At 69.2% G+C, this 25887-nt stretch carries 22 protein-coding genes; 7 read left to right on the top strand and 15 right to left on the bottom strand.

Features of this window, described 5'->3' with window-relative positions; all coding sequences use genetic code 11:
* Positions 1–486 precede the first annotated feature (486 nt).
* From ACWD35_RS41080 to ACWD35_RS41065, 4 genes are all read left to right on the top strand, one after another.
* Entirely contained in the window at positions 487–1392 is a 906-nt protein-coding gene (locus ACWD35_RS41080) for an aromatic prenyltransferase (RefSeq protein ID WP_451356462.1), read from the top strand.
* A gap of 113 nt (positions 1393–1505) precedes the next feature.
* Entirely contained in the window at positions 1506–2942 is a 1437-nt protein-coding gene (locus ACWD35_RS41075) for a DUF6851 domain-containing protein (RefSeq protein WP_451356461.1), read from the top strand.
* A gap of 116 nt (positions 2943–3058) precedes the next feature.
* Positions 3059–4645, top strand: a complete 1587-nt coding sequence (locus ACWD35_RS41070) for a DUF6851 domain-containing protein (RefSeq protein WP_451356460.1) — start codon at positions 3059–3061, stop codon at positions 4643–4645.
* 169 nt (positions 4646–4814) lie between these two features.
* Entirely contained in the window at positions 4815–6389 is a 1575-nt protein-coding gene (locus ACWD35_RS41065) for a DUF6851 domain-containing protein (RefSeq protein ID WP_451356459.1), read from the top strand.
* A gap of 83 nt (positions 6390–6472) precedes the next feature.
* Here the strand turns inward: ACWD35_RS41065 and tpg are convergent, their stop codons facing one another.
* Complete coding sequence (gene tpg / locus ACWD35_RS41060) at positions 6473–7027, bottom strand: telomere-protecting terminal protein Tpg (protein WP_451356458.1); 555 nt, start codon at positions 7025–7027, stop codon at positions 6473–6475.
* A 213-nt stretch (positions 7028–7240) separates the two neighbouring features.
* Here tpg and ACWD35_RS41055 point away from each other — a divergent pair, with 213 nt between their 5' ends.
* Positions 7241–7516, top strand: a complete 276-nt coding sequence (locus ACWD35_RS41055; protein ID WP_451356457.1) for a DUF6059 family protein — start codon at positions 7241–7243, stop codon at positions 7514–7516.
* Positions 7517–7639: 123 nt separating this feature from the next.
* Here the strand turns inward: ACWD35_RS41055 and ACWD35_RS41050 are convergent, their stop codons facing one another.
* The 10 genes from ACWD35_RS41050 to ACWD35_RS41005 form a co-directional block, all read right to left on the bottom strand.
* Complete coding sequence (locus ACWD35_RS41050) at positions 7640–8266, bottom strand: TetR/AcrR family transcriptional regulator (protein WP_451356456.1); 627 nt, start codon at positions 8264–8266, stop codon at positions 7640–7642.
* A gap of 34 nt (positions 8267–8300) precedes the next feature.
* A complete protein-coding gene (locus ACWD35_RS41045) occupies positions 8301–9098 on the bottom strand; it encodes a sigma factor-like helix-turn-helix DNA-binding protein (RefSeq protein WP_451356455.1) in 798 nt (265 codons plus the stop codon).
* A 130-nt stretch (positions 9099–9228) separates the two neighbouring features.
* Positions 9229–10614, bottom strand: a complete 1386-nt coding sequence (locus tag ACWD35_RS41040; protein WP_451356454.1) for an MFS transporter — start codon at positions 10612–10614, stop codon at positions 9229–9231.
* Positions 10615–10811: 197 nt separating this feature from the next.
* The gene (locus ACWD35_RS41035) at positions 10812–12068 is read right to left on the bottom strand and encodes a cation:proton antiporter domain-containing protein (RefSeq protein ID WP_451356453.1); all 1257 of its coding nucleotides are present in this window, start codon (positions 12066–12068) and stop codon (positions 10812–10814) included.
* Positions 12069–12158: 90 nt separating this feature from the next.
* Positions 12159–12917 carry a helix-turn-helix transcriptional regulator gene (locus ACWD35_RS41030; protein ID WP_451356452.1) on the bottom strand — a complete coding sequence of 253 codons (759 nt, stop codon included), beginning with the start codon at positions 12915–12917 and terminating at the stop codon, positions 12159–12161.
* Positions 12918–12960: 43 nt separating this feature from the next.
* A complete protein-coding gene (locus ACWD35_RS41025) occupies positions 12961–14034 on the bottom strand; it encodes a polyprenyl synthetase family protein (protein WP_451356451.1) in 1074 nt (357 codons plus the stop codon).
* Positions 14035–14132: 98 nt separating this feature from the next.
* Positions 14133–15719, bottom strand: a complete 1587-nt coding sequence (locus tag ACWD35_RS41020; protein WP_451356450.1) for a class I adenylate-forming enzyme family protein — start codon at positions 15717–15719, stop codon at positions 14133–14135.
* 121 nt (positions 15720–15840) lie between these two features.
* The gene (locus tag ACWD35_RS41015) at positions 15841–16998 is read right to left on the bottom strand and encodes a DegT/DnrJ/EryC1/StrS family aminotransferase (RefSeq protein ID WP_451356449.1); all 1158 of its coding nucleotides are present in this window, start codon (positions 16996–16998) and stop codon (positions 15841–15843) included.
* The gene (locus tag ACWD35_RS41010) at positions 16995–17561 is read right to left on the bottom strand and encodes a cupin domain-containing protein (protein ID WP_451356448.1); all 567 of its coding nucleotides are present in this window, start codon (positions 17559–17561) and stop codon (positions 16995–16997) included. Before ACWD35_RS41010 ends, ACWD35_RS41015 begins: the two co-directional genes overlap by 4 nt.
* Positions 17562–17591: 30 nt before the next feature.
* Entirely contained in the window at positions 17592–18608 is a 1017-nt protein-coding gene (locus tag ACWD35_RS41005; protein ID WP_451356447.1) for a type III polyketide synthase, read from the bottom strand.
* 270 nt (positions 18609–18878) lie between these two features.
* On the opposite strand from ACWD35_RS41005, the gene ACWD35_RS41000 reads away from it, so the two are divergent.
* On the top strand, positions 18879–19070 hold the full coding sequence (locus ACWD35_RS41000; protein WP_451356446.1) for a hypothetical protein: 192 nt from the start codon (positions 18879–18881) through the stop codon (positions 19068–19070).
* Positions 19071–19142: 72 nt separating this feature from the next.
* Here the strand turns inward: ACWD35_RS41000 and ACWD35_RS40995 are convergent, their stop codons facing one another.
* Both ACWD35_RS40995 and qcrB read right to left on the bottom strand, forming a co-directional pair.
* Positions 19143–19499, bottom strand: coding sequence for a DUF3099 domain-containing protein (locus ACWD35_RS40995; protein WP_451356445.1), 357 nt, complete (start codon positions 19497–19499; stop codon positions 19143–19145).
* A 236-nt stretch (positions 19500–19735) separates the two neighbouring features.
* Entirely contained in the window at positions 19736–21472 is a 1737-nt protein-coding gene (gene qcrB, locus ACWD35_RS40990; protein WP_451356444.1) for a cytochrome bc1 complex cytochrome b subunit, read from the bottom strand.
* Between the two features lie 826 nt (positions 21473–22298).
* Between qcrB and ACWD35_RS40985 the strand changes: the two genes are divergently transcribed.
* Positions 22299–23630 (top strand): condensation domain-containing protein, encoded by a 1332-nt coding sequence (locus tag ACWD35_RS40985; protein WP_451356443.1) that lies wholly within the window; start codon positions 22299–22301, stop codon positions 23628–23630.
* Between the two features lie 229 nt (positions 23631–23859).
* Here ACWD35_RS40985 and ACWD35_RS40980 read toward each other — a convergent pair whose 3' ends face one another.
* Together ACWD35_RS40980 and ACWD35_RS40975 are read right to left on the bottom strand one after the other, a co-directional pair.
* Positions 23860–24690 carry an AfsR/SARP family transcriptional regulator gene (locus tag ACWD35_RS40980; protein ID WP_451356463.1) on the bottom strand — a complete coding sequence of 277 codons (831 nt, stop codon included), beginning with the start codon at positions 24688–24690 and terminating at the stop codon, positions 23860–23862.
* A 538-nt stretch (positions 24691–25228) separates the two neighbouring features.
* The coding region (locus tag ACWD35_RS40975; RefSeq protein WP_451356442.1) for an acyl-CoA carboxylase subunit beta at positions 25229–25887 on the bottom strand (659 nt) is incomplete at its 5' end.

The following is a 25887-nucleotide window of genomic DNA, read 5'->3' as shown; positions in this document are numbered from 1 at the left end:
GTCGTACGCGGACAGGATCGGCCGGACCTTGTCAGGCACCGGGGATATCTCCAGCAGTCCGGCTGCTTCCTCAATGGCCGAGTAAAGACCTTCCATATCTGTCCTGGCCATTCGTCCTCCAGTATCGATCCGAGCGTCTATGTAAATCAGGGCAGATGATTGGCAGTGGCCGGCTGGAAAATTTGTTCGGTCCACTCGTTGACGATCTGTCCACTCGTTGACGATCTGACGAATGACCGCTTGGCGACCTCAATACCGAGGGCCAGGGCCGACGCAGCCGCAGCGACCGGGCCAACACCAGACATGGCGTGTCCTATTCTTGTCGCTCTGTGGAGTGTCGACGCCGAATACTGTGCGCGTCAAGCCGATTGCTGATCTTAGTTGATTTCGAGCGCCCCTCTAGTGGTCGCCAGTAAGGTGCGGCCCAGGATTCCGCGTGGAAACAACTGTCGACGTCGACCGCTTGGAGTACTGATGTCCGGAGACATGACCGCGGAAGAGCTGTACTCGGTCATCGAGGAATCGGCTCGACTGGTGGATGCACCTTTTTCACGGGACAAGGTCTGGCCGGTTCTGTCCGCATACCGCGACGGATTCGGGGCGAGTGGGGTAATTTTCAGCCTGCAGGCCGGCGAGAAGGTGGAGGAGCTCGAATACACCGTCCAGGTTTCTCCGGGGATCGAAGACCCCTACGCCTGCGCCCTGTCGAACGGCTTTGCTACGGAGACGGACCATCCCGTCAGCACCCTGCTCTCGGAGATCCAGGCGCTGATCTCCGGCGGCGAATACTACATCGACTGCGGAATCGTCGGCGGTTTCAAGAAGATTTACGCGAACTTCCCCCACAGTACGCAGAAGGTGTCGAAGCTTGCCGAACTCCCCTCCATGCCGCGCGCCGTGGCCGAGAACGCCGATTTCTTCGCCCGCTACGGCCTGGACGACGTGGTGCTGATCGGGGTCGACTACAAGAACAGGACCATGAACCTGTACTTCCAGCTCCCCCCCGGCACTGCAGGCAACCTCGAACCGAAGACCGTCCTGTCCATGCTTCGCGAAACCAAGATGCACGAGCCGGACGAGAAGATGCTGGCGTACGCCGCCAAGTCGTACCGCGTCTACACCACCCTCAGCTGGGACTCTTCGGACATCCACCGGATCTCCTTCGGCCCTCGGCCGCGTCGTGACATGGACCTGTCCTCGCTGCCCGCCCGGCTGGAGCCGAGGCTCGAGGAGTTCATGCGGGCCACTCCGCACAAGTACGCCGGTGATCTCATCAACGCCTCGGCCGCCAAGTGGTCGCACGACAACGAATTCCTCGACCTTGCGGCGTACTACCAGATTTCGCCGATGCATCTGGAGGCGTTGAAGGCAGCCGGCGAAGCAGAGGGATAACAGGCGGGCTCACCCGTTCTCGTGGCAGCGCCGGAACCGTCGGTGCGTGCAAAGGACCTGGGCCGACGCCGTGTGGCGCTGCGGAGCCCTCTTCTGAAGAAAGGACATACCCCGTGACGACGTCCGGTCGCGCCCAGCAGATCCCCTTCGACTTCGACAACGGCAACTTCATCCGGGATCTGATCACCACCCACGGCGGTGGGGGCTTTCCGCCGGCAGACGCCATGGCCCCAGGGGACGTGGCCACCTACACCTGGCTCACCCATCTGCTGCAGACGTCGTGGTTCGACGCGCTGGCGCCCTACCATCCGACCGCGGTCGGCGTGTACTCCCAGATTCCCCGCCGCCCCGCCGGCGAGTCCGCGACCAACCGGAACAAGAACATCGCCGGCCTGTACGCCCTGTACCAGGTGGTGAAGGGCACGTTCGAGGAGCGGGCGCCGGTCCTGCGGCAGGCGCTGACCGCACTCGGCCTGGATCCCGACGACGAGTCGGAGGACCTGACCACCCCGGTCGGCATCGGCAACACGGCCGGCAAGACCATCGTCCAGGCCCGTGCGCACGACGGCATGAACTACCTCGGTGACGTGGGCCGCACGTACAACGGCCGGCCCTACGAGGACTACACCGGCTACCGGTCCGTGAACACGGCCGACGAACTGGTCGACCCCTCGCGCTGGCAGCCGGCGACGGAGCCGCACCGCCGCCGCATCGACGGGGGGCCGGGTGACAAGGGCGTGTTCACCGCTCAGCGGTTCGCCACCCCGCAGCTCGGGCTGGTCACGCCCCAGACGTACAAGGACCCGAGCCAGTTCGAGCTTGCCGCGCCCGACCACCTCGACCACAACGACTCCACCGCGTACAAGCACGCGGTTGACGAGGTCCTCAAGGCGTCGGCCGGACTCACCGACGAGCAGAAGGTGAAGGCGGAGTTCTTCGAGCACACTCCGCTGTCCGTCACCCTGTCGCCGCGCGCCGCGGCCGTGGCCCACGATCTGGACCTGGACGGCTGGGTCCACCTGTTCATGGTGACCTCGGTGGCGCGGTTCGACAGCCTGATCGCCGCCTGGCACCACAAGCGCACGTACGACGCCGTACGGCCGTTCAGCGCGGTCCGGCACGTGTACGGCGACACCCCGGTGACGGCGTGGGGCGGGCCCGGCAAGGGGACGGTCGACGACATCCCCGCCGACGAGTGGACTGGGTATCTGCCCGTGGGCAACCACCCCGAGTACCCGTCCGGCTTCACCACGCTCTGCGCCGCCCAGGCGCAGGCGGCGCGGCGCTTCCTCGGTGACGACGTCCTGGACTGGACGCACACCTTCCCGGCCGGCTCGGCGCAGAAGGAGCCGGGGCTCGTCCCCGCCGACGACCTCCAGCTCACCTGGGACACCTGGACCGACTTCGAGAACGACTGCGCCAAGAGCCGGGTGTGGGCGGGCGCGCACTTCAAGAAGACGGTCGAGACGTCCCTCACGTTCGGCGTGCAGTTCGGCGACCTGGCCCACGAGTTCGTGCAGCGGCACATCAACGGCGACGTCGAGGGCTGACCCTTCCCCGACGGCGGCGGCGGGCATCCCCCGGCCCGCCGCCGCGCTCTGCCTTGCTCCCAAGACCCCATTTGCAGACCCGCAGCATCCCCATTCAAAGGATGAGGAACACAACCATGACGACGTCCGGACGTTCTCCTTTCCCGACCTTCGAGCCGGGGCGCAGAAATCTGCTGTTCGGTGGGCTCGCCGGTGCCGCGACCGTGGCGATGACCACGACGCTGGGCTCCGCCGGCACGGCCTTCGCCGCCCCGAGCGACGATGCGCCCAAGGTCGACTTCAACCTCGACACCGACAACTACCTCGAGTGGGCGCAGCCCAGCGACGACATGGCCGGGGTGTCGCCCAACGCGGACCTGTTCGCCCCCATGGACGTGACCGTCTTCCTCTGGATCAACCGCCTGACGGCGCTCGCGGTGTTCGACGCGCTGGCGCCGTACCACGAGACCGCGGTCGGCGTGTACTCCCGTTTCAAGCGCCGCCCCTCCAGCGAGTCCGCCACCAACCGGAACATGAACACCGCCGCCATCCACGCCACGTACCAGGTGTGGAAGCGGGTGCTGCCGATGAAGATGGCCGGCGTGCGGGCCATGATGACCTCGATGGGCCTGAACCCCGACGACGAGTCGCAGGACCCGACCACTCCGGTCGGCATCGCCAACCTGTCCGCCAAGGCGGTCTGGGAGGCCCTCAAGAACGACGGCATGAACTTCCTCGGCTACGCGGACGGCCGTAAGTACAACCCCAGGCCGTGGTCGGACTACACCGGCTACGAGCCCGTGAACACGGCCTTCGAGCTGACCCACCCGACGCGCTGGCAGCCGCTCCTGGGACCGCACAACGGCCGCCGTCTCGGCGGTGGCCACGGTGACATGGGCATCTACGTCGTCCAGCACATGGTCACCCCGCACCTGCGCAAGGTGAAGGCCCACATCTTCAGCGACCCGAGCAAGTTCGACCTCTCCGCGCCCAAGCACACCAACAACGCCCACTCCCGCGACTACAAGCGCTCGGTGGACGAGATCCTGGAGGCGTCGGCCTCGCTGACCGACCGGCAGAAGATGCTCGCCGAGGTCATGGACAACAAGGTCTGGGGCATCGGCCACTCGGCGATCGTCATGGCTCGCAAGCACGACCAGAACGGCGAGCTGGGCATGCACGGCTGGATCCACTACCTGCTCGAGCACATCCTGGCGACGTTCGAGCCGGCCATCGTCGCCTGGCACCACAAGGTCAGGTACGACGCGGTGCGGCCGTTCAGCGCCGTCCGGCACGTGTACGGCAAGAGCAAGGTGACCTCCTGGGGCGGACCCGGCATGGGCACGGTCCACGACATGCCCGCCGACCAGTGGAGCGGCTACCTGAAGGTGAGCGACCACCCGGAGTACCCGTCGGGCTCCACGACGCTCGCCGCCGCGTCGGCGCAGTCCGCACGGCGCTACTTCGGCACGGACGAGCTGGGCTGGAAGTTCACCATCGGTGCCGGCAAGTCGCTGGTCGAGCCGGGGATCACCCCCCACAAGGACCTCGAGCTGAACATTCGCACCTGGAGCGAGTTCGCACAGATCTGTGCCGACAGCCGGGTGTGGGGCGGTGTCCACTTCCAGACGACCGTCGACAAGTCCCTTGTGCTCGGCCGGCAGTTCGGCGACCTGGCCCACGAGTTCGTGCAGCGGTACGTCAAGGGCGGCGTCAAGGACTGACCCTTCCCATCGCGGCGGCGGGCACCTTTCCAGCCCGCCGCCGCGCTCGGCTTCCGTCGACGAAGCCAGAAGGCCACGGCGCAGCCATCGATATCCCGTTCCTCATGAAGGGGCCCTCCGCAGGCTCGCCTCCGGAGGCCCTTCCCTGTCGAGAACAAGGAAGACGATCATGACGACGTCCGAACACACTTCTGTCTCAGGCTCCTCGTTGGGCCGCAGGTCGCTGCTGGTCGGCGGCACCTCGGCCGCCCTGACCATGCTGGCCTTCTCCCGCACGGCCGGTGCCGTCACAAGCGACGAGCCGGTCAAGATCGATTTCGACCTGGACACGGGAAACTACATCAAGTGGGCCCAGCCCAGCGACGATAAGGGCGGTCATTACTCGCCCAGCCTGGCGTTCATCGGGCCGATGGACGCGACCGTCTTCCTGTGGACGAACCACGCGGCGATGCTGGCGGTGTTCGACGCGCTGGCGCCGTACCACGAGACCGCGGTCGGCATCTACTCCCAGATTCCGCGCCGTCCCTCCAGCGAGTCCGCCACCAACCGGAACATGAACATCGCCGCCATGTACGCCCAGCTCGGCATCTGGAAGCGTCTGCTGCCGCTCAACGTGGGCGGCCTGCGGCAGCTGATGGTCTCGCTCGGCCTGAACCCCGACGACGAGTCGGAGAACCTGACCAGCCCGATCGGCATCGGCAACGTGACCGCCAAGACCGCTTGGCAGGCCCTGTCGCATGACGGTATGAACCTCCTCGGCTACGACGACGGCCGCAAGTACAACCCCCACCCCTGGGCGGACTACACCGGCTACCAGCCCGTGAACACGGCGTACAAGCTGAACAACCCCTCGCGCTGGCAGCCGCAGCTGTTCCCCCACAACGGCCGCCGTGTCGGCGGCGGCCCGGGTGACATGGGCATCTACGTCGTCCAGCAGTTCGTGACCCCGCAGATCGGGCGTACCAAGCCCCACATCTTCGCCGACCCGGGCCGGTACCAGCTCGCCCCGCCCACGCACAGCGACCACACCCGGCCGCAGGAGTACAAGCGCTCGGTGGACGAGATCATCGAGGCGTCGGCCTCGCTCACCGACGAGCGCAAGGCGCTCTGCGAGATCATGGACAACAAGACCTGGGGGATCGGCTTCTCGTCCGTCCTCGTCGCCCGGAACAATGACCAGGACGACCGCATGGGCGTGCACCGCTGGGCTCACTGGACGCTCCAGAACACCCTGGCGACCTTCGACACGCTGATCGCCGCCTGGTACCAGAAGTACAAGTACGACGCGGTCCGGCCGATCAGCGCGGTCCGGCACGTGTACGGCAGGCAGAAGCTGACCGCCTGGGGCGGTCCCGGCATGGGCACGGTCAACGACATCCGCGCCTCCGAGTGGGCCACCTACCTGCCCGTGAGCGACCACCCGGAGTATCCGTCGGGCTCCACGACGATCTGTTCCGCCGCGTCGCAGACGGCGCGGCGTTTCTTCGGCTCCGACGACCTGAACTGGACGATCAACATCCCGGCCGGCGGGTTGATGGTGGAGCCGGGGATCTCCCCCGCCAAGGACCTCAAGATCCACTTCGCCACCTTGACCGACCTCGACAACGCGTGTGCCAGGAGCCGGGTGGACGGCGGCGTCCACTTCGGGAAGACGGTCGCGAGGTCCCTGGAGTTCGGTAAGCAGTTCGGCGACATGGCCCACGAGTTCATACAGCGGCAAGTCCAGGGCAGCGTCAAGAACTGACGCAGCGGAATCCTCACAACAGAAGCGACTGCAGGTCGCCCGGGTGACCGCCGAGTGCTCCGAGTCGGCGGTCACCGGAGGCGTCAGAAATCCAGCTCCAGTTCCTCGATGCCCGTGAACTCCACCAGAAGGCCCTGGGCGCGGCGGCCCCGGTCGCGGAAGTACATCTCCCCCAGGGCCTCGGCGAGGATCGACTGGAGTTCGGTCTCGCCGGCGCCTGCTTCCTGGGCTGTGAAGAGGCGGCCCGCGTACTCGGGGGGCAGGGCCTGGTTGATGTGGCGTACACGCGGGTCGTCGGTGGTGCCGGGGGCTGCCGTGAAGCCGAAGCGGGCGCGGGCCGACACGAAGATGCCGCCGGTGGTCGCCGCCTGCAGCCGGGCCCGTTCGCGTACCTTCGGTTGCCAGCGACTGCGGGTCTCCGCGGTGAGCCGGTCGGCCAGGTCGCGGCGGGGGTGCTGGAGCTGGCCCTTGACGTAGCGCTCCACCGTGCGCTGGGAGACGCCCAGGAGTTCGGCCACCGGTCTGGTGCCCTTGAGCCGGCGGACCAGGTAGCGCATCTGGGCCGGGGCGGACTTCGGTGCCGGGCGCGTGAAGTGAACGGCCGTGGCCACCTCCAGCGTGTCCCCGATCCCGACCATCGCGCCGTTCGCCCTTTCGTCGTCGTGCCGTGTCCTGACTCTCGACGCTGACGTTACCCGGGTGGGCCGGGCCGTACTGCGGCGGGGCTTGAGCGGATCTGCGGCAGTGCTCCGGCAGTGCTCCGGCGGCGCGCCGGACAGTGGCGCGGACGACTGGCACCGCGACGACTGACACCGCGACGACTGACACCGTGACGACTGAAGGAGCCCGCCTTGTGGGAGCTGCTGCGCCCCCGCCGTGCGCTGCGTGCGATCTACCGTGCCCTGGTGGAGTTCGGCATGCTCTACATCGGCCCGGAGCCGCAGGGCATGGTTGCCTCCCACCGTGATGCCGGCCACCGCGAGGGCGAGTCTGTGCCGGTGACCGGGCCGCCGCCAGGGCCGCTCACGGGTCCGCCCGCCGGACATCCGGAGCGGCTGTGCGCGGACGTACCGCTGACACCGTTGGAGCGGGAGCTGGTACGGGAGTGGGAGTTGGGGGCGGGGTAGCGCCTGCGCGTGCGTCACGCCGGTGCCGAACACAAAAAAAGCGCCGCTGCCGGGGCCCATGGGGCCTCGGCAGCGGCGCTTCACCCACACATCAAGCAGGGGAGCCCTGCCTTCATGGGCGCCCTACAGTGTCAGGCCGCGCTCCAGCAGCGCCAGGGCCCGGTCGATCATCTCCAGCAGGTCGCCTTCCTGGCTGACGTCTCCCCACAGCACCTGGTGGAAACCGCCCGTCACGGCGCCCACCAGGACGCGGAGCTCGAGGTCGTCCGCCGGGCGGCCGGTCCGTTCGGCGAGCACCGCGCACGCGGCGTCGACCATCCTGTCCTGGGTTTCGCCCACCAGCGCCCGCACCGCGGGCACCTGGCGCACCAGCTCTCTCCGCCACCGGTACTCCGCGCTGACGTCCTCGGCGAGCCTGCGCACCATCTCCGTCAGCGCCCCCCGCAGGGCGGCCAGCGGCGGCTCGTCCGCAGGGCGGTCGCGCAGGAAGGCCATGCTGGACTGGGCGTAGTCGTCCGTCAGGACGATGTGCTCTTTGCTGGGGAAGTAGCGGAAGACCGTGCTCGGCGAGACCTCGGCCACCGCGGCGATCTGCTCGATGGTGGTGTTGTCGTACCCTCGCTCGTCGATCAGCCGACGGGCCGCCTCACGGATCGCCCGGCGGGTGCGCAGCTTCTTGCGTTCGCGCAGGCCGAGGCCGGCTTCGGCGACTGCGGGTGACGTCGGCGCGGTGGACGTGGCAGAGGGCATGCCACTCATTGTCGCGCACCCCCGGCCGGGCCGGTCAGGGGCTGGCGGAGTCTTCCGCTCCGCGCCCCCGGTTCGCCTCGCGAAGGATCGCGTAGGCCTCGGCCACGGGATCGGGGTGTCCGGGCTCGTCTGGGGTGATGACCAGCTGGAGCTCCGAATTCCGGCCTTCGGAAATGTCGAGCGCGAGGGCGTTGAGGACCTTGCCGGTCCGGTCGCGGAAGAGCGAGCCGGGCCGGCCGTCCACCGGGCGCTCTTCCAGCGTGACGCCGACCCGCAGCAGCGGAGGGACGATCGCGGCAAGCAGCCGGGCCACGTTCTCGGCACCGGCGATGTACGTGGGCCATGGCAGCGGCTCGCGGCCACCGTCGCTGGTCATGGCGATGGCGGCGACGAGCTGACGGCACGCCGCCTCCGAGCACCCGACGGCCGATGCGATGTCGGAGATGCCGCACCCGAACGCTTCCCGCAGCACGAAGACCGCGCGCTCGAGCGGGGACAGCCGCTCGAGCACCAGCAGGGCCGCCGTCAGCAACGAGTCGGCCAGCTCCGCCGACCGCTCCGCATCCTGGTGAGGACCGGCCAGCAGCGGTTCGGCCGGCCACGGCACATGCTCCTGTCCCCGCCGGCGGGCCGCCCGCAGGGCACCGGTGGAGATCCGGGTGACCTCGGCCGCGAGATGGCCCTCGATCGACGCGGGCCGCGTCGTCGTGTCCGCCCAGCGGAGCCATGTCGCCCGGACCGCGTCCTCCGCCTCACTCGCACTGCCCAATATCCGGTAGGCGATCGCGAACAGCAGCGGGCGCAGCTCCTCGAACTCCTCGGTCCTGGTCACAGCGGCTCCTCCCTGAACCCCTGACTCCACGACGGGCGACGGCTCCCCGCCCGGGCTCCCCCGTTCCGGCAGCGGTGACCTGATGCGCCGTCACGTCCGACCGGCCATCGCGCCACCCTCGTCGGCGCGGTCAGGACTGCCCGGATGCGAGGGCCGACAGCGGCCTGGGGCCGGAAGGCGGCTCGGCCTGCTGCCTCCGGCTCCGGGCGCGCAGCGTGAGCGTGGCCAGGAGGCCGATCGCGACCGGCCCGACGAGGACGAGAAGGACCGTGTGCAGCCTCCAGCCCGCGTCGACCATCAGGCCGCCCAGCAGACCACCGAACACGGGACCCAGCTTTCCCGCACTGTTCGCCCAGCTGATTCCGGTGGCACGGACAGAGGGCGGGTAGGTGACAGCGGCGATCGCCTGGAGCACGGAGGTGGCCGCCGGCAGGCAGAGCCCGAGGGCGAACGCCGTGACGAGCAGCCCCGCGAAGTGCGCGGCCCACAGCGCGGCTGCTCCGAGGCCGAGCACGCTCAGCACCCACAGGACCGCCAGCACCCGGAACCGGTCGAATCGCTTGAGGACGAAGGACACCGAGAGCTGTCCCATCAGGCCGCCCCATCCGAACGCCGCGACGCCCAGTGCGGCCCGTGCATCCGACAGGCCCGTGTCCTCGGCCAGCTGGGGCAGGTAGCTGATGATCAGGTACGCGATCCCCTGCCCCAGGAACAGACACAGCCACAGCAGGAGGGTGGTGGGGGCGAAGTCCCGTGAGAGAACGATCCGTGGCACGGGCCGCGAGCGTCGCTGCTCCGTGGTCCGGTCCCACACCACACGGGACAGATCCTGGCCGGGAGCGACAGCGGCGAGGACTCTGTGCAGCTCCGCCTCCGGCCGCCCGCGGGCGGCGAGCAGGCTCACGGACTCCGGGACGGACACCACGACCGCCGGGATCACCAGCAGGGGGACGATCCCGCACACCACCAGCAGCGTGTGCCAGCCGAACGCGGGAATGAGGACCGAGGCGAGAATTCCGCCGACGGTGGTGCCGGCCGTCACCCCGGCAAAGGCCAACGCGATCATCTGGATCCTGCGCTTGGCAGGCGTCCAGTCCGCGACAAGGGCCATCGTGGTCGGCAGCACCGCGCCGAGTCCCAGGCAGGCCACGAGCCGCAGCCCGGCGAGGGCGCCGACACCGGGCGCGAGCCCCATTCCGGCCGTTCCCAGGCCGAAGACGGCGGTGCCGATGACGGCGACGCGCTTGCGCCCGTACCGGTCGGCGAGCGGACCTGCGGCGATACCACCGACGATCATCGCCAGGACGCTCAGCGTCACGATGGCGGTCACCGTGCGGCCTTCGGTTCCCCAGTCGTCCTTGATCTTGGGATAGATGAAGGCTGCGACGGTGGTGTCGAGTCCCTCGGCCACCATCGTGAGCAGGCCCAGCACCACGATGAGCCACTGCCGACGGCTCATCGGATTCTGGTCGATGAACTCTTGCGGACTCAGCTGTGCCGCAGCATCCGCGGTCATGGCGGACCCTTTCCTCCGAAGGTACATGGGAGACGCGCAGGCCTTGACCGCTCGGCGAACACGTGCGGCTTCTGCGCAAAAGCGCGGTCGACGGCCGGGGCGGGTCGCGCCGGTCCAGGCCCCGCTCGCGTCGGACATCTCCGCCCCCGCGACGGTCTTCACGCGCTCCCGGCCCTGCGGCTCACCCCGGTCACCGCCTAGGCGACCGTGCCCACCGTCCCTGCCACGTGTTCGGGCTCGTCGGCGGTGTCCTTCGGGCGGCCCAGGATCCAGTTCAGCAGGGGGCCTGTCATCGCGGTCGTGAGCACGGCCATGACGACCATGAGGGAGTACAGGTCCTGTTCGAGGAAGCCCAGTTGCAGGCCCACGTTCAGGACGATGAGTTCGGTCAGGCCACGGGTGTTCATCAGCGTGGCGAGCGCGGCGGACTGCCTGACCGGCATCCGGTTCAGGCGGGCGGCGGCGTACGCGCCGATGAACTTGCCGCCGACGGCCACGAGCAGGATCAACGCCAGGGCTCCCAGCCCGCTCCCGTCCAGCTTCGAGAGGTCCACCTTGAGACCGGCGACCAGGAAGAACACCGGCAGCAGCAGCGTGCCCGTCATCTGCCCCATGTGGTCGTGCAATTCGGCGCGAAGCCGTTCGGTGCCGGTACGGGGCAGGACCACACCGAAGAGGAACGCGCCGAAGATGTAGTGGAGCCCCACCCACTCGGTGGCGGCGGCGGACAGCAGCAGGCCCGCGAGGACGCACGCGAACACGGTCGGGGTGAGCCGGAACGCGGGCCGGCCGGCTGCGAAGCGGTGCAGCAGGGGGCGCACGACGAAGAACATGCCGAGCAGGTACGGGACGGCGAGCAGGATGCGCCACTGGTCGGTGCCGGCCGAGCCGTTGATGGCGACCACGGCTGCGAGCAGGGTCCATGCGAGGGCGTCGCCGATGGAGGCGCAGGCCAGTGCCAGCGCGCCCAGCGGGGTGCGTGCCATCCGCCGGTCGGTGAGGATGCGGGCCAGTACCGGGAACGCCGTGATCGACATGGCGATGCCCATGAAGAGCATGAACGCCGTCTTGTCGCCCTTTCCGTAGTCGTCCATCAGGTAGAGAGCCAGGAGCATGCCGAGGCCGAACGGCACCAGGATGGAGCTGAGTGAGACGGTGGCGGCGAGGCTTCCGCTGCCACGGATCGTCGCCGAGTCCCACTCCAGGCCGACGATGAACATGAAGACCGCGATGCCGACCGCGGCCAGGGCGCTGAGCAGAGGCTGGACGGCCTTAGGGAACAGGGCGTCGGAGACCGCCCCGTGAAACAGGGTCGGTCCCAGAGCTATGCCGGCAAGGACTTCCCCGATCACCGCCGGCTGGCCGAGCCGCCGGGTCAGCGCGCCGAGCAGGCGTGCCAGGAGCACGATGACGGCGAGGCTGAGGAGAAGTGATGTGGTCTGATGCGTGTTCATACGTTCTGTCTCCGTAAGGCGGGCGTGGGGCGGGGCCAGGGCAGCAGCTGCACTACGGTGCCGTCAGTTCCTGTCCGGATTCGGGGCAGGTCATGCCGCCATCGGCTGCGGGTCGATGCCTGCCAGGGCGGAGAGGATCGGCGGACGGGTCCAGTCCATCGGGGACAAGGTGATGTCGAGCGGCTGCCGCGTATCGCCCTTCACCTGCACCGGGCCCACAGTGGCCATCAGCAGGGTGAGGTCCGCACCGGTGGCGCTGTCGCGGTGCCTGCCCTGGGCCACCGCATGGATGTACCACGTGCCGGTGGGGATCCGGGCCAGTGTGAAGCGCCCCGGCGCGCAGGCGTTGCTCCAGGAGGCGGGGGCGCCCTGCAGTATGGCGCCGTCGAACGCTCCGATGTAGGCGGTGCGCAGTTCGGCACCGGTGGTGCGCAGTACCCCCGTCACCGAGCCGGTGGACCGGGCCGCAGGCACCGGCACGACCGGCGCCGCTTCGGACAACGCGTATTCCGGCAAGTCGCCGCGGGCCGAGAGCGACAGCTTCCGGTACTGCGTGGGAGAGAGCCCGACCGACTCGGTGAAGCGACGGGTGAAACTCCCCGAACTGCTGTATCCGACCCGCACCGAGACCTCGGCGACATTGAGCGAGGTGCTCAGCAGCAGGCGCTTGGCCTCCTGGAGCCGCACAGCACCCAGAAACCGTCCCGGAGTGACACCGGTGACCCGGCTGAACACCCTCAGGAAGTGGTACTTGCTGAGCATCACGCTCTGCGCAAGATCATCGAGGGTCAGCGGCTCCCAGAAGCGTTCATAGATGGTGGTGACGGCATGCCGCACTAAGTGCTCCATGAAAGGCTCCTGATCTGCGTGGAGCGCAAGCAGGGGGTTGGGCTCAGCTTTTGCGGTAGGTGGCGCGCACGGCCATGTCCGCCAGTTCGTTCCGCCACACCGGGGCTATGGGCGCACCCGCAATGGCACCGCGGCCCCGCTCGACGAGGTCGGCGATGTGCCGTTCGACGTCCTCGGGAACACCGGTGGCCTTCAGGCGGAGATACACCTCGTCGGGGGTGTGTCCCGGCTCCGTCATCAGGGTGCGGATCTGCTCGTCCCGCTGCATCGCCCAGCCCAGCAGCAGCGTCATCTTGTGCTGGCTGAGGTCGAGACCGGTGGGCTTGCCGGTCTCCGCGGAATCCCCGAACGCGTCCAGCAGGTCGTCGCGGAGCTGGAACGCCTCGCCCACCGCCTCGCCGTACTCCGCGAAAGCGGCGGCGAGGTCGGCCCGTCCCGCCCCGCTCGCCCCCATGACCAGCGGCCGGTGGATGGTGTAACGGCCGGACTTGATCAGGGCGACCAGGCGGGAGAGGCGGGGATCGACCGAGAACTCGGCGGCTGCGGCGACATCCAGGCACTGGCCGAGGTGTACTTCGGAGCGCAGGCTGTGCCACTCCGCACGCAGCCCCGACGGCGCCTCGGACATCAGCTCGTCCGAGTAGACGAGCGCCAGGTCGCCGATGAGGATGGCCATGCCCTCGCCGAACCGGCGTGACTCGCCCCGCCAGCCGCGGGTCTCGTGCAGCTCGGAGAAGGCCGTGTGCACGGTCGGCTTTCCGCGCCGCTGGGAGGAGTTGTCCAGGACGTCGTCGTGGATGAGGAGGGAGACGTGCAGCAGCTCCAGGCCGGCAGCCGCCGCCACGATTCCGGGGTCGTTCGGATCACCGCCGGCGGCGAGATAGCCGGTGATGCAGAAGGTGGGCCGCAGCCGCTTGCCTCCCGCCGTGACCAGGTCGGACAGCGCGTCGAGGGCGACGACCGCCCGTTCGTCCACCTCGGCATAGCGGGCGCGCTCGGCCGAGAGGAACGAGCGCAGCTTGTGCTCCACCCGCTGCAGCAGGTCATCAGTGATACGGCGCACGGAGGCGGTCGTCTCCTGACCGGTGGCGGGCCAGGAGTTCACTTCGGTAGTCACTGCATATCTCCTTGAGCGGACCTATGAGCCTTTGAAGCGGGGCGTGGGGGCCGCCCCGGCCTTCCGCGCGTACGTCGCCGGGGGCGGCCGATCGCGGGTCACGCCTGCTGCTGAAACTGCTCCTCGAGCCGGCGGGCCAGCGCCAGCCGCTGCACCTTCAGCGTGGCCGTGCGAGGCAGCTCGGCCTGCAGGATCTGCACCGGGTCGGCCAGCTGGGGGAAGTCGGCGACGGCCGCCTTCCAGCGGTCCCGGTCCAGCGGCTGGTCGCCGTGCGTGCAGATCACCGGGACCGCCTCGGAGTTGGGGCCCTGCACGACGACCAGTTCGCTCAGCTCGTCCATCTTGCTCAGGACGACGTCCTCGATCTCCAGGGAGCTGCGCACCCCGGGGATCATGTCGACCTCACGGTCGAGCATGTGCAGACAGCCGAACTTGGTGAAGTAGCCGATGTCCCCGGTCCCCCACCACTCGCCCTTGCGGTTGCTGTCGTAGCGGTCCTGCTCGCCGTAGTACGTCTTGGCCAGGCCGGGCCAGGCGACCTCGATGCGGCCCGGGTTCTGCTCCGTCGGGCGCTGGCCGTCGCGGCTGACGACGCGCACCTTCGCCGCACCCAACGGCATGGCCCAGCCGACGCAGCGCCCGTTCGCCTTGTGGGCGGAGTTGCGGAAGTAGGCGCGGCCGACGGCGGGGCCGACCTCGCTCTGGCCGTAGATCTGGAAGAACAGCGCACCGCGCCGGGCCGAGGACTTGAGCAGCTTGCTCATCGTCCCGGGGTGGATCGCGTCGAAGGTGCTGCTGAACACCTTCACCGACGCGAACGGCATCCGCGGGTCCTCGGTGAGCCCCTCCCACTCCATCAGGGAGTTGGGCAGCGCCTCGATGAGGGCCGGGCGGTGCTTGAGGAAGTGCTCGGCGACGACGGCGGGGTCCGACTCCCGCATGAGCAGGACCGGGTACGCCTTGAGCAGCGCCAGGGACATCGCCGCGACCATCCGCGAGTGCACGAAGGGCACGTGGATCGCGACGGTCTCCTTCTTCCGCATCAGGGACAGCAGCCGCCACTGCGGCAGCAGGCGCAGGCCCTGGGTGCGGGCCGTGTGCACCACGAGCTTGGGGATGCCAGTGGTGCCGGAGGTGTGAGTGATGACGGCGGCCTCGTCGATCGGCCGGACAACCGGCTTGACCCGCGGCGAGCCGGCGAGTCCGGCGAGCGAGACGGTCCCCGGCCTGTCGTCGGCCGAGGTGATCACCCGCCGGGTGATGTCCGCCAGCGGCACCTCGGCGAGGACGTCGAGCTTGGCTCCGTCGGTGAGCAGCGTCGGCTGGTCGACCCGCTGGATCAGGACGCCCACGGTCTTGGGGTCCAGGGCCGGCGACAGGTTCACGACGACCGCGCCGATACGGGACACCGCGGCGGCGAGCATCCAGTGGTCGGCGTTGGCGGTCTTGTAGATCACGACGCGCTCGTCGGGCCGGACACCGGCCGCCCACAGGCGGGCCGCCAGGTCGTCCACGTGGTCGGCGTACTGGGCCACCGTCAGACGCCGCCCCGCCTCGGGCAGGACGTCCAGGTCGTGGTCCAGGATGATCGGCGTCGACCCGTTCACGGCCGCGGCCATCTCCGGCAGAAGGCCGATGTGAAGACCGCGCTTCTGTATCGACTTGTAGGCTATTGAGCCCTTCATGGGGACTGTCTCCTTTGGAGGCGCGAGGCGAGGTCGACGACGCACGTGCGGGATTCCCGGCCGTGGCGGGTGCGGACAGCGGCGCTTGCCGAAGCGGCGGCGGCCTGGGGGAGTGCGTGCGCTACGCGGCGCTCGAGGTGGACGTCGCGCGGGTCCGCAGCGCGGTACGGAGGGCCGTCGCGACCCGTTCGACCTGGTCCATGCTCAGCTCGGCGTGCATGGGGATGGCGAGCTGGCGCTGGAAGAGGTCCGCCGAGACCGGGCACTTCTGCTTCGTCTCGAACACGGGCTGTACGTGGGCCGCGAACGTGCCGTGCCCGCAGCCGATGCCCTGGCCGCGCAGCTCGGCGGCGACCGCCGCGCGGTCCACGCTCGCGTCCAGCGTCACCATGTAGGTCTGCCAGGCGTGGGTGCGGTCCTGCGGAACGGACGGCAGCGTCAGGAGTTCCTCGTCGGCGAGCAGTTCGCCGTACCGCGCGGCGACGGCGTCGCGGCGCTGAAGCAGCTCGTCGATCCGGCCCAGCTGTACCTGAAGGATCGCCGCGGCGATGTCGGACAGCTTGAAGTTGTAGCCGATCTCGGTGAATGTCGGGATCGGCAGGCCGACGACGTTCCCCATGTCGAAGATGCTGCCGATACCGAAGGAGGAGCGCAGCCGCGCGTCCTTGCCGATCTTCGGGTCGCGGGCGAGCAGCGCGCCGCCCTCACCGCTGGAGGCGCCCTTGCGTCCGTGGAAGGACAGGCAGCCCACCTCGGCGAGCGCGCCGGCCTGGCGGCCCTGGTACGTCGCGCCGACGGCGCAGGCGGCGTCCTCGACGAGGAACAGGCCGTGCCGGTCGGCGATCGCCTGGAGTTCCGTGTAGTCGGCGGGCATGCCGACCGTGTCCACCGCGATGATTCCGACGGTGCGCGGGGTGACCAGGTCGGCCACCACCTGCGGGTCGATGGTGTAGGTGTCGGGACGCACGTCGGCGAAGACCGGGACCGCGCCGACGTAGAGCGCGGCCTGTGCGGGCGCCGGGAACCCGTAGTCGGCGACGATCACCTCGTCGCCCGGCTTGACGCCGAGCGCGAGCATGGCCAGGTGCAGCGCGGCACCGCAGTTGCTGACCGCGACGGCGTCACCGACGCCGTACTTCTCGGCCAGCTGGGCCTCCAGCGCCTTGCCCCTGGGGCCCTGGCCGGCCGGCCAGCCGGAGGCGAACACCTCGGCCACGGCTGCCAGTTCCTGCTCGCCGAGGCTCGCGTGAACGAGGGCTATCGGTTCTGTCGTGGTCACTTTCCGCTCCGCTCCGCGTTCGTTTCCTGGCCGGGGATCCGGGGGGCCGGCGGTTCGTAGCGCAGCGGCGTGATCTGGCTGACGTCGTACCGCTTGCGCATCTCCTCCACGGCCACGGGGTCCACCGCGGTGCCGCGCGACCAGATCTCCGCGATCTCCTCGAAGTAGTCCTCGTGGTCGGGCGAGGGGAAGCACTGGAAGAGCATCTTCACGGCCTTGTCCGTGGCGTTCCGGAACGCGTGCGGGGTGCCGGGCGGCACGAACATGCAGCTGCCCTCACCCGCGCGGATCACCCGGTCGCCCTTGTGGGACTCCCAGTGGTGCCAGGTGTCCTTCGTGCGCTCGGTCGGCTCGAAGCACAGGAGATCCAGCTCGCCGTCCAGGACGTAGAAGAACTCCTGGGACTGGTTGTGCACGTGGGCCCCGACGTCGAATCCGGGCGGCACGATCACCTCGAAGATCGAGACGGAGGATCCCATCTCCTTCGTGGCCTTGAAGGTCACCTCCTGCGCCGGGGTGATCAGCTTGCGCCCCGCGCCCGCCGGAAGGATGAGGTCAGTCATACGCTTCGCTTCCTTTGTCCGTGCACGGGTTCAGACGACGGTCTGCGGGACATCGGCCGCCCAGGTGCCGAGCGCCATCTCGGCGGTGATACCGGGACCGAAGCCGGCGATGAGACCGGTGGCGCCGACGGCCGGGGTGTCCTCCTCGAACAGCCTGCGGGCCGCGTCGAGTACGACCGCGCTGGCGATGTTTCCGTACTCGGTCAGGGTCGCCCAGCTGTGGCGGAACACCTTGCGGTCGACCTCGAGGAACTTGGCGAGGTCGTCCAGGATCCGCGGGCCGCCGGCGTGGACGATGTAGAAGTCGAGGTTGCCGGCGTCCATGCTGTTGTCCTTGGCGAACTCGCGCAGCACCGGGGCCAGCGGCTCCATCGTCCCGGGCACCCGGCGGTCCAGCTGGAAGTGGAAGCCGGTGTCGCGCACGTCGTAGGAGATCCAGTCCTCGGTGTTCGGGATGAGATACGAGGCGTTGTGCTCCAGGTCGATGCCGACGCCCCCGCTGCCGCGCACCACGGCGGCGGCGACCGCGTCACCGAACAGCCCGTCGGACAGCAGGGAACCGATGTCGTCCGCGTCCGGCTGGTAGCACAGGGAGCACAGCTCGCACGAAACGATCAGGACGTTGCTTCCCGGGTGGGCCAGGCAGAAGTCGTGGGCGCGGTTGATCGCGGCGCCGCCCGCCGCGCAGCCCAGCTGCGCGATGGGTATCTGGCGGGTGTCGGAGCGGAATCCGAGCTTGTTGATCAGCCATGCGGTCAGCGACGGCATCAGGAACCCGGTGCACGACACGTAGATGATCGTGTCGATGTCGCGTGCCGTCAGTTCGGCGTTCGCCAGGGCCTGTTCGATGACCTCGGGGGTCCGCTTCTTGGATTCGACCTCGTAGATGCGGTTGCGTTCCGTCAGGCCCGGGTGGTGGAGCGTCTTCTCGATGGGCTGCACGAGGTGCCGCTTCTTCACGCCCGTGTTCGTGATCAGTCGGAGCGCCAAGGGCAGCTGCGGCTTTCCGGCGTGGACTCGTGAGGCAAAGTCCAGAGTCTCTTCCATCGTGATGACGTATTCCGGCGCTTGCATCGCGGGCTTGCAGAGCCTTGGCATAGCTGGGATCTCTTTCTCTAGGTCTGCCATCAGTACGTGAAGAGTCGTTCGCGCACGCCCGGTGGCCCTGATGGGGCGACAGCGGGGGTCGGCTGGGGGCGGTGCCCGTCAGCAGATGAGATCCCGTGCGGACGCGGGCAGGCGTGAAGCGTCCGACGCTTCACGCGGCCGAGGCCGCTGGGAGTCGGGGAAGCGCGCCGGACGGCGAGGAACGGGGATATGCATCGCGCACCGCGGCGCTGGACGGCCGACGGCATGCGCGTGGTGATGAACGGTCAGCGCGAAGAGTCCGGCATCCGGTCGGCGGTCAGCTCGACCGATGCACCCGGCGTCATGCCCTGCACTCTGCCCGGTCAACGATCCACATCGGACCCATGGCAGATTTTGGGCAGGAAAGGCGTGCTGAAATAGTGACACGGTTGGCTTGTCCGCGCCAAGGGCACCCCAAAGTGACCTGGCTCACGCCACCTGTGGTCGCGCGGGTCAGCCCGCCGTGTTCTGTTCCGGCGGCAGGATCAGGGTGGGTTCGAGGACGACGCGGGCGGCCGGCTCCTCGTGGACCCGCGCCAACGCGGGCCGCGCGCCCCGCTGCTGGCGCCACCCGGCCTGTGCGACCACCACGGCAATGTAGGGGATGGCGACCGCGCCGACCAGGGCGCAGACCGCGAAGACCGGCCAGCGGCTCCAGGTGAGGGCCATCAGGGCCACACAGGCGGTGCGCACCAGCATGGCTATGAGGTAGCGGCGCTGACGGCCGCGCAGGTCCCTTGTCAGGCCGGTGCGGGCCCGGGTGATGGACTCGGCCCGTGGGGCGCCCCGGCGCCAGGGGGTTGTGGTCATCGGGCCTCCGTCGACACTCCGGCACGCACGCCGGACATCCGGAAAGGGAGCGGGCCCCTTCCCGGCCGGCCGGGAAGGGTGCGCAGTGCGGGCGTTCGTCTGCTCTACGGCCGCGCCCCGCGCTGCAAGGGACGGCAGGCGTCACGGAGGACGGTGGAACGACGGCGGCGCGGGTGACCGTCTTCTGATCACCCGCGCCGCCGCTGCTGCCTCGTCCCTCGGCGACGTACGCCAGGTCAGTGCAGTTCCTGCTCCGGCTCCCGCTCCTCGGCGGAGCGCTTCGCGCCGGATTCCAGCTGCCCGTTGGGCGAGCCGTGCCCGTTCGACGAGCCATGCCCGTTGGACGAGTGGGAGAGATGCGCCCGGGCCTGCTCCAGCTCCTTCGGCGTCGGCTTCGCGATCTGTCCGCCGTACAGCCAGCGGCTCAGCCGGTAGCGCAACACCTCCTTGCGGAGCTCCGGGTTGGGCACACCGTCGCGTTCGGCCACGGGCGCCGGCAGCGGCGCGTAGTTCTCCGTGGCCAGCAGCGCGTACTCCTTCCCGCGCGGCAGGCGCTCGTGCACCTCGACGAACTCGCCGTGCGGCAGCCGCTTGATCCGCCCGGTCTCGCGGCCGTGCACGAGCTTGTCGTGGTCCCGCCGCTGCAGGCCCAGGCAGATCCGCCGGGTGACGACGTACGTCAGCGCGGGCACGAGGAAGATGCCGATCCGGACCGCATAGGTGATCTGGTTCAGGGACAGATGGAATTCCTCGGCCAGGACGTCGTTGGCTCCGCCGAAGAACAGCACCAGGTACAGGGAGACGAACGCGATGCCGAACGCGGTCCGCGTGGGGTGGTCACGCGGCCGGTCGAGGAGGTGGTGCTCCCTCCTGTCTCCGGTGACCCAGGCCTCCAGGAAGGGCCAGAGGGCGATCACGCCGAGCATCAGCGTGGGCAGGACGACGGCCGGGAGCAGGACGCCGAGGTTGACGGTGTGGCCGCCCCAGAGGGTGAACTCGCACGGCGGCATGGCACGCAGGGCGCCCTCCAGGAAGCCCATGTACCAGTCGGGCTGGGAGCCCTGGGAGATCTGGTCGGGCCGGTAGGGGCCGTATGTCCAGATGGGGTTGATCTGCGCGATGCCCGCCAGCAGCGAGAGCACGCCTGCGACCAGGAAGAAGAAGCCGCCGGCCTTGAACGTGTAGTTCGGCCAGAAGGGCTCGCCGACGACGTTCTGGTCGCTGCGGCCCGGACCCCGGAACTGGGTGTGCTTGTGGTAGAAGACCAGGATCAGGTGGACCGTGAGCAGGGCGACCACGATGGCCGGGATCAGCAGGATGTGGAAGCTGTAGAACCGGTTCACGATGTCATGTCCGGGGAACTGGTCGCCGAACAAGAACATGTGCAGATACGTGCCGACCAGTGGGATGGCCAGCAGCACACCCGAGGCGATGCGCAGGCCGGTTCCGGAGAGCAGGTCGTCGGGCATCGAATACCCGACGAAGCCCTCCAGGGTGACCAGCACCAGCATGACGATGCCGAACAGCCAGTTGACCTCGCGCGGCTTGCGGAACGAGCCGGTGAGGAAGTGCCGGAGCGTGTGCAGGCACAGGGCACCGATCATGACCAGGGCCGACCAGTGGTGCAGCTGGCGGATGAACAGGCCGCCGCGCACCTCGAAGCTGATCTTGACCGTGGACTCGTAGGCCTCCGACATCCGGATGCCCTGGAGCGGGACGTACGAGCCGTGGTACACGACCTCGCCCATGCTCGGCTTGAAGAACATGGTGAGCCAGAGCCCGGTCAGCAGCAGGACGATGAAGCTGTAGAGCGCCACCTCGCCGAACATGAACGACCAGTGCTCGGGAAAGACCTTCCGGACAATGAAGCGGAAGTTGTAGATGCCGAGTCGCCCGTCCGTCCAGTCGGCGATGCGCTCGCCCTTGGACGCCTCGGTGCGCGTACTCGGCGGTGCCGTTTCAGTCGCGCTCATACCCGCGCACCCTCCCCTTGCCGCTGGACTGTCACAGGCACATCCGGTCCGGCCGGCGAGCGGTCGGTGATCGGGGCGGCCTGCCGCGGCGGTGCAAGCGGGCCCGTGCCTTGGAGCAGCTGAAACGCTATCGACGCGTGAGGCGGACGAGCAACCGCCCTCGAGTCTAAGCCCAGTCTAAACTCGAGCCGTTCTCGAGTGAGTTGCGAGTCGGCAAAGAGCATGTGGACCTTCTTCGGACTCAACTGGGCTTGCTTTGCAGGCTCGTTATGAGTGACTTTCAGCCACGCATCACTCAAGTGCTCCCGCGCAGACGCCAGTTGATCTGCGTGTGTCATATATGAAGCGTAGGACGGTGCTCCGGACGGCGCACGGCCGGGTACGGCTTGCCGCGCGGTTCGACGCGTCACCCGGGGCGGGTGCTGCCTCTCGCCCTGCCCCGCGGATATCATCAACGACCCTGCCGCTCGGCAGATCTGGAGACGGTACGGCTCTGCGATGCCATCGACAAGGCTCTCCCACCGCCGAGAACCCACCGGCGGTGACGGGCCGCCCAGGCCGCCCCAGGCGGGCACGAGCGGTTATCGAGCTGTGTCGACACACTGTCAGGACATTGGCGGCGGAGTCCTGCAAAATGTGCCCGAGAACGCCGCGCCCCGAGTGTGCCGCGCCCCGGGACCGCTGTGAACCTCCGGTCCTGTCCGTGGTGAGGCAGTGACTGCGAGGAGGACGAGACATGGCGAGGACTGGCCGCCGGCTCCGGGTATGGCTCCGTACCGACCGCCGCCCGGCAATGCCCGGACGTACTTCACCGACGACCGTGCCGATGCCCTGGCAGCGCTGCGACGCACTGCTCGACTCCACGGTGAACCGGTTCACGGGACGGCATGTCGAGCAGCTGTGGTGGCGCTGGTACGGGCCGCTGGACACGGAGCGCTTCGTCACCGCCTGGCAGTCCGTCATCGACAGGGAAGCGATTCTTCGAGCGGCCTTCGAGTGGGACGCGAGGCCGCGCCTCGTCCTGCACGCGCACGCCCGCGCCGAGGTCGTACGGCACCGCCCGGGCACCGTCGACTGGGACGAACTGCTGGAGCAGGACCGGCTGTACGGCTTCAACGTGAGCCACCCCGGCCCGCTGCGCATCACCCTCGTCGACACCGATGTACCCGACGTCACGCGGGCCCTGCTCACCTTCCACCACGGGCTGCTGGACGCCCGCAGCGTCCTCCTCCTGCAAAGGGAGTTCAGCCGCGCCTACCTCGCGGGCGGTGTGCTTCCCGGCGGCGAGCGCCGGCCCGACATCCGCGACTGGATGCGCTGGCTGGAGGGCCAGGACACCACCGCGGCACGGGACTTCTTCCGCCGGACCCTGCCCGCGGAAAAACCCGCCGTGCTGCCCGCGCTGCCCGGCCCCCGCACCCGGCAGCACGGACAGGGCCGGGCCGAGGCGCGCCTGGCCGCCGCCGACGTGGAGCGGCTGCACCGGTGGGCGGCCCTGCGGGGCCTGCCGGAGTCCAGCGCGCTGCACGCTGCGTGGGCGCTGCTGCTCTACCGCGCGGCGGACACGACCGGGGCCGTCCCGGTGAGCTTCGGCATCACCGTCTCCGGGCGCGGTATCGCCCTGGACGGCGCCGAGCGGGTGGTGGGACCGATGCGCGGCTGCCTGCCGATGACCGCCGTGGTCGACCCCGCCCGGCCGATCGGCCATCTGCTGGCCGACCTGCGCGACCGGGCGCTGGACATGGCGGCGTACGAATGGGTCTCCGCCGGGCAGATCCAGGAGTGGACCGGCCGCTCCGACCGGCTGCCGGAGACCGTGGTCTGTGTCGAGCCCACCCCGCGGCCCCTCCCCGACCTGCGGGCCCGGCTCGACGACGCCGGCATCCGCTACGGGCGCCGGCACACCGGCGGTGCCCACTCACTGCCCGTCGCCCTGCACGTGCGGGACGACGCCGACGGCTCCCGCGACCTCACCGTCCTCCACGACCGCACCCGCGTCTCCGACGCCGACGCCGGCCTCCTGGCCGACCAGTGCGCCCGCCTCCTGCGCCACCTCCCCGCCCTCGACGACACCGAGCCCGTGACCGAGGTACTGGCCGCGCTCGCCGAGACCGAAGCACCCCGCGTGGCCCCGCCGCGCCGCGGGACGCGGCACTGACGGAAAGGGAGCCTCGGCTCGGGCATGACGTACCGGCGGCGCCTGGCGGTCCCGGGCGCTGATCGACTCCTCACACGTCAGGGCCGCTCGACGTGGCGCGAAGGCGGGCCGAGCCCGGTCGGCCGAGGTCGGCCCGGCAGCGAGCACCACGTCGTCAGGAGGACGGCACGTATGCAGAGGGAAGTGGCCTTGGCGCCGAGGGGCCGTCCGCGTTCGTGCCGGTGTCAGCTCAGACCGTGCGGGCCACCAGACGGCGGCCCGGGGCGTTCGGGGCCGTTGCCGCCGAGGCCTCGGGGCGGGCCATGAGGATCGAGCGCTGCATGCGGCTGAGCGCGGCGGACGGCTCCAGGCCCAGCTCGGAGACGAGCGTGGTGCGCAGGCGCTGGTAGACGTCGAGCGCCTCGCCGCGGCGGCCCGAGCGGTGCAGGGCCAGCATGAACTGCCCGTGCAGGCTCTCGTGCATCCGGTACTGGTTGACCAGCACCGTCAGCTCCGGCAGCAGCTCGCGGTGTCGGCCCAGCCTGAGGTCGGCCTCGATGCGCTGGTCGAGCGCGCACAGCCGCGCCTCCTCCAGCCGCCTGGACTCCATGTCGATCCGGATGCCGGCCTGGACGTCGGTGAGCGCGGGCCCGGTCCACAGCGAGAGCGCGTCCGCCAGCCGGCTGGCCGCGCCGCTGTAGTCCTCGGCGTCCATGGCCCGGTAGCCGACGCCCGCGCGGCGCTCGAACTCCCGGAAGTCGACAGTGCCGTTCCGCGTCTCCAGGCGGTAGCCGCCGGGCACGGTGGCGAGGATGTCCTTGGGGGTACACCGCTCGTTCTCACCGTGGCTGAGCGCCTCGGCGATCAGCTCGCGCAGCTGCAGCACGTACGTCTGCAGGGTGGTGCGCGCGCTGCGCGGAGGCCTGCTCCCCCACAGCTCCTCCACCAGCGCGGTCACGGGGACCACCTGGTCGGCGTGGAGGGCGAGCAGAGCCAGAACCTGCCGCGGCTTGGGCGCCGTCGGTACTATCGACACGCCGTGTTCGCGCACTGACAGCGCGCCCAGCACTTCGATGTCCACGTTCTCCCCCATGAGTTCAGGCAGGAGACCGGTGTTCGGCCGTTCGCGCTTCCGCCGCCGGGTCCCGTGCTCTGCTTGATTCTGGACACCCTGATAAAAAAACAGCACAGTCGGTTTGTCAACACGGGACCGTCATCGCGCCACTCAAGCGTCGACATCCGGCCAACTACATATCGAACCGACGTTCGCTCAACACCCCACCCGGCCAGGAGAAAGTGCAGACTGAGGCTGGAGTTCCGCTTCCACAACGCACCGAGCAGCGAGAACATGGAGCCGACGGAAGTCCGGAATGGCCCGCTCGAATCATCTGGATATGTGCGGCGCCCCCGTCCTGCTTCGGTCACCCCGCGGGACGGGGGCGCGATGAGCCCGGCACAGGCGTCAGAATTCGGCCACAACACGGCCTGAAATCCCGGCTAAAAAAACGGATCGGTCTGCTTGCTTCCGGATTCTCGGCCGACCGCCCCAGTCTCCTGCATCACGATGTCCGCCAGCGCGTGCGCACCACACGTTCTTTGCTCGGCCGGCAACTGCTTCGCTACTGCGGTGGGTTGCCGTGTTTGCGCGAAGGCAGGTCGGCGTGCTTGGTGCGGAGCATCGACAGGGAGCGGATCAGCACCTCGCGGGTGTCGGCGGGGTCGATCACGTCGTCCACCAGGCCGCGCTCGGCCGCGTAGTAGGGGTGCATCAGCTCGGCCTTGTACTCCTTGACCATGCGCTCCCGCATCGCGTCGGGGTCGTCGGCCTCGGCGATCTGCCGGCGGAAGATCACGTTCGCGGCGCCCTCGGCGCCCATCACGGCGATCTCGTTCGTCGGCCAGGCGTAGGTGAGGTCGGCGCCGATGGACTGCGAGTCCATGACGATGTAGGCGCCGCCGTAGGCCTTGCGCAGGATGAGGGAGATGCGGGGCACCGTGGCGTTGCAGTAGGCGTAGAGCAGCTTCGCGCCGTGGCGGATGATTCCGCCGTGCTCCTGGTCCACGCCGGGCAGGAACCCGGGGACGTCCAGCAGAGTCACGATGGGGATGTTGAAGGCGTCGCACATCTGGACGAACCGGGCTGCCTTTTCGCTCGCCTCGATGTCCAGTACGCCGGCCAGGTTCTGCGGCTGGTTGGCGATGATGCCGACGACCTGGCCGTCGAGCCGGGCCAGCGCGCAGATGATGTTCCGCGCCCAGCGCTCGTGGACCTCCAGGT

It is taken from the genome of Streptomyces sp. NPDC002671 (assembly GCF_053592475.1).
Note: the sequence above shows the minus strand (reverse complement) of the source record. Positions and strands in the feature narration are given on the sequence as shown.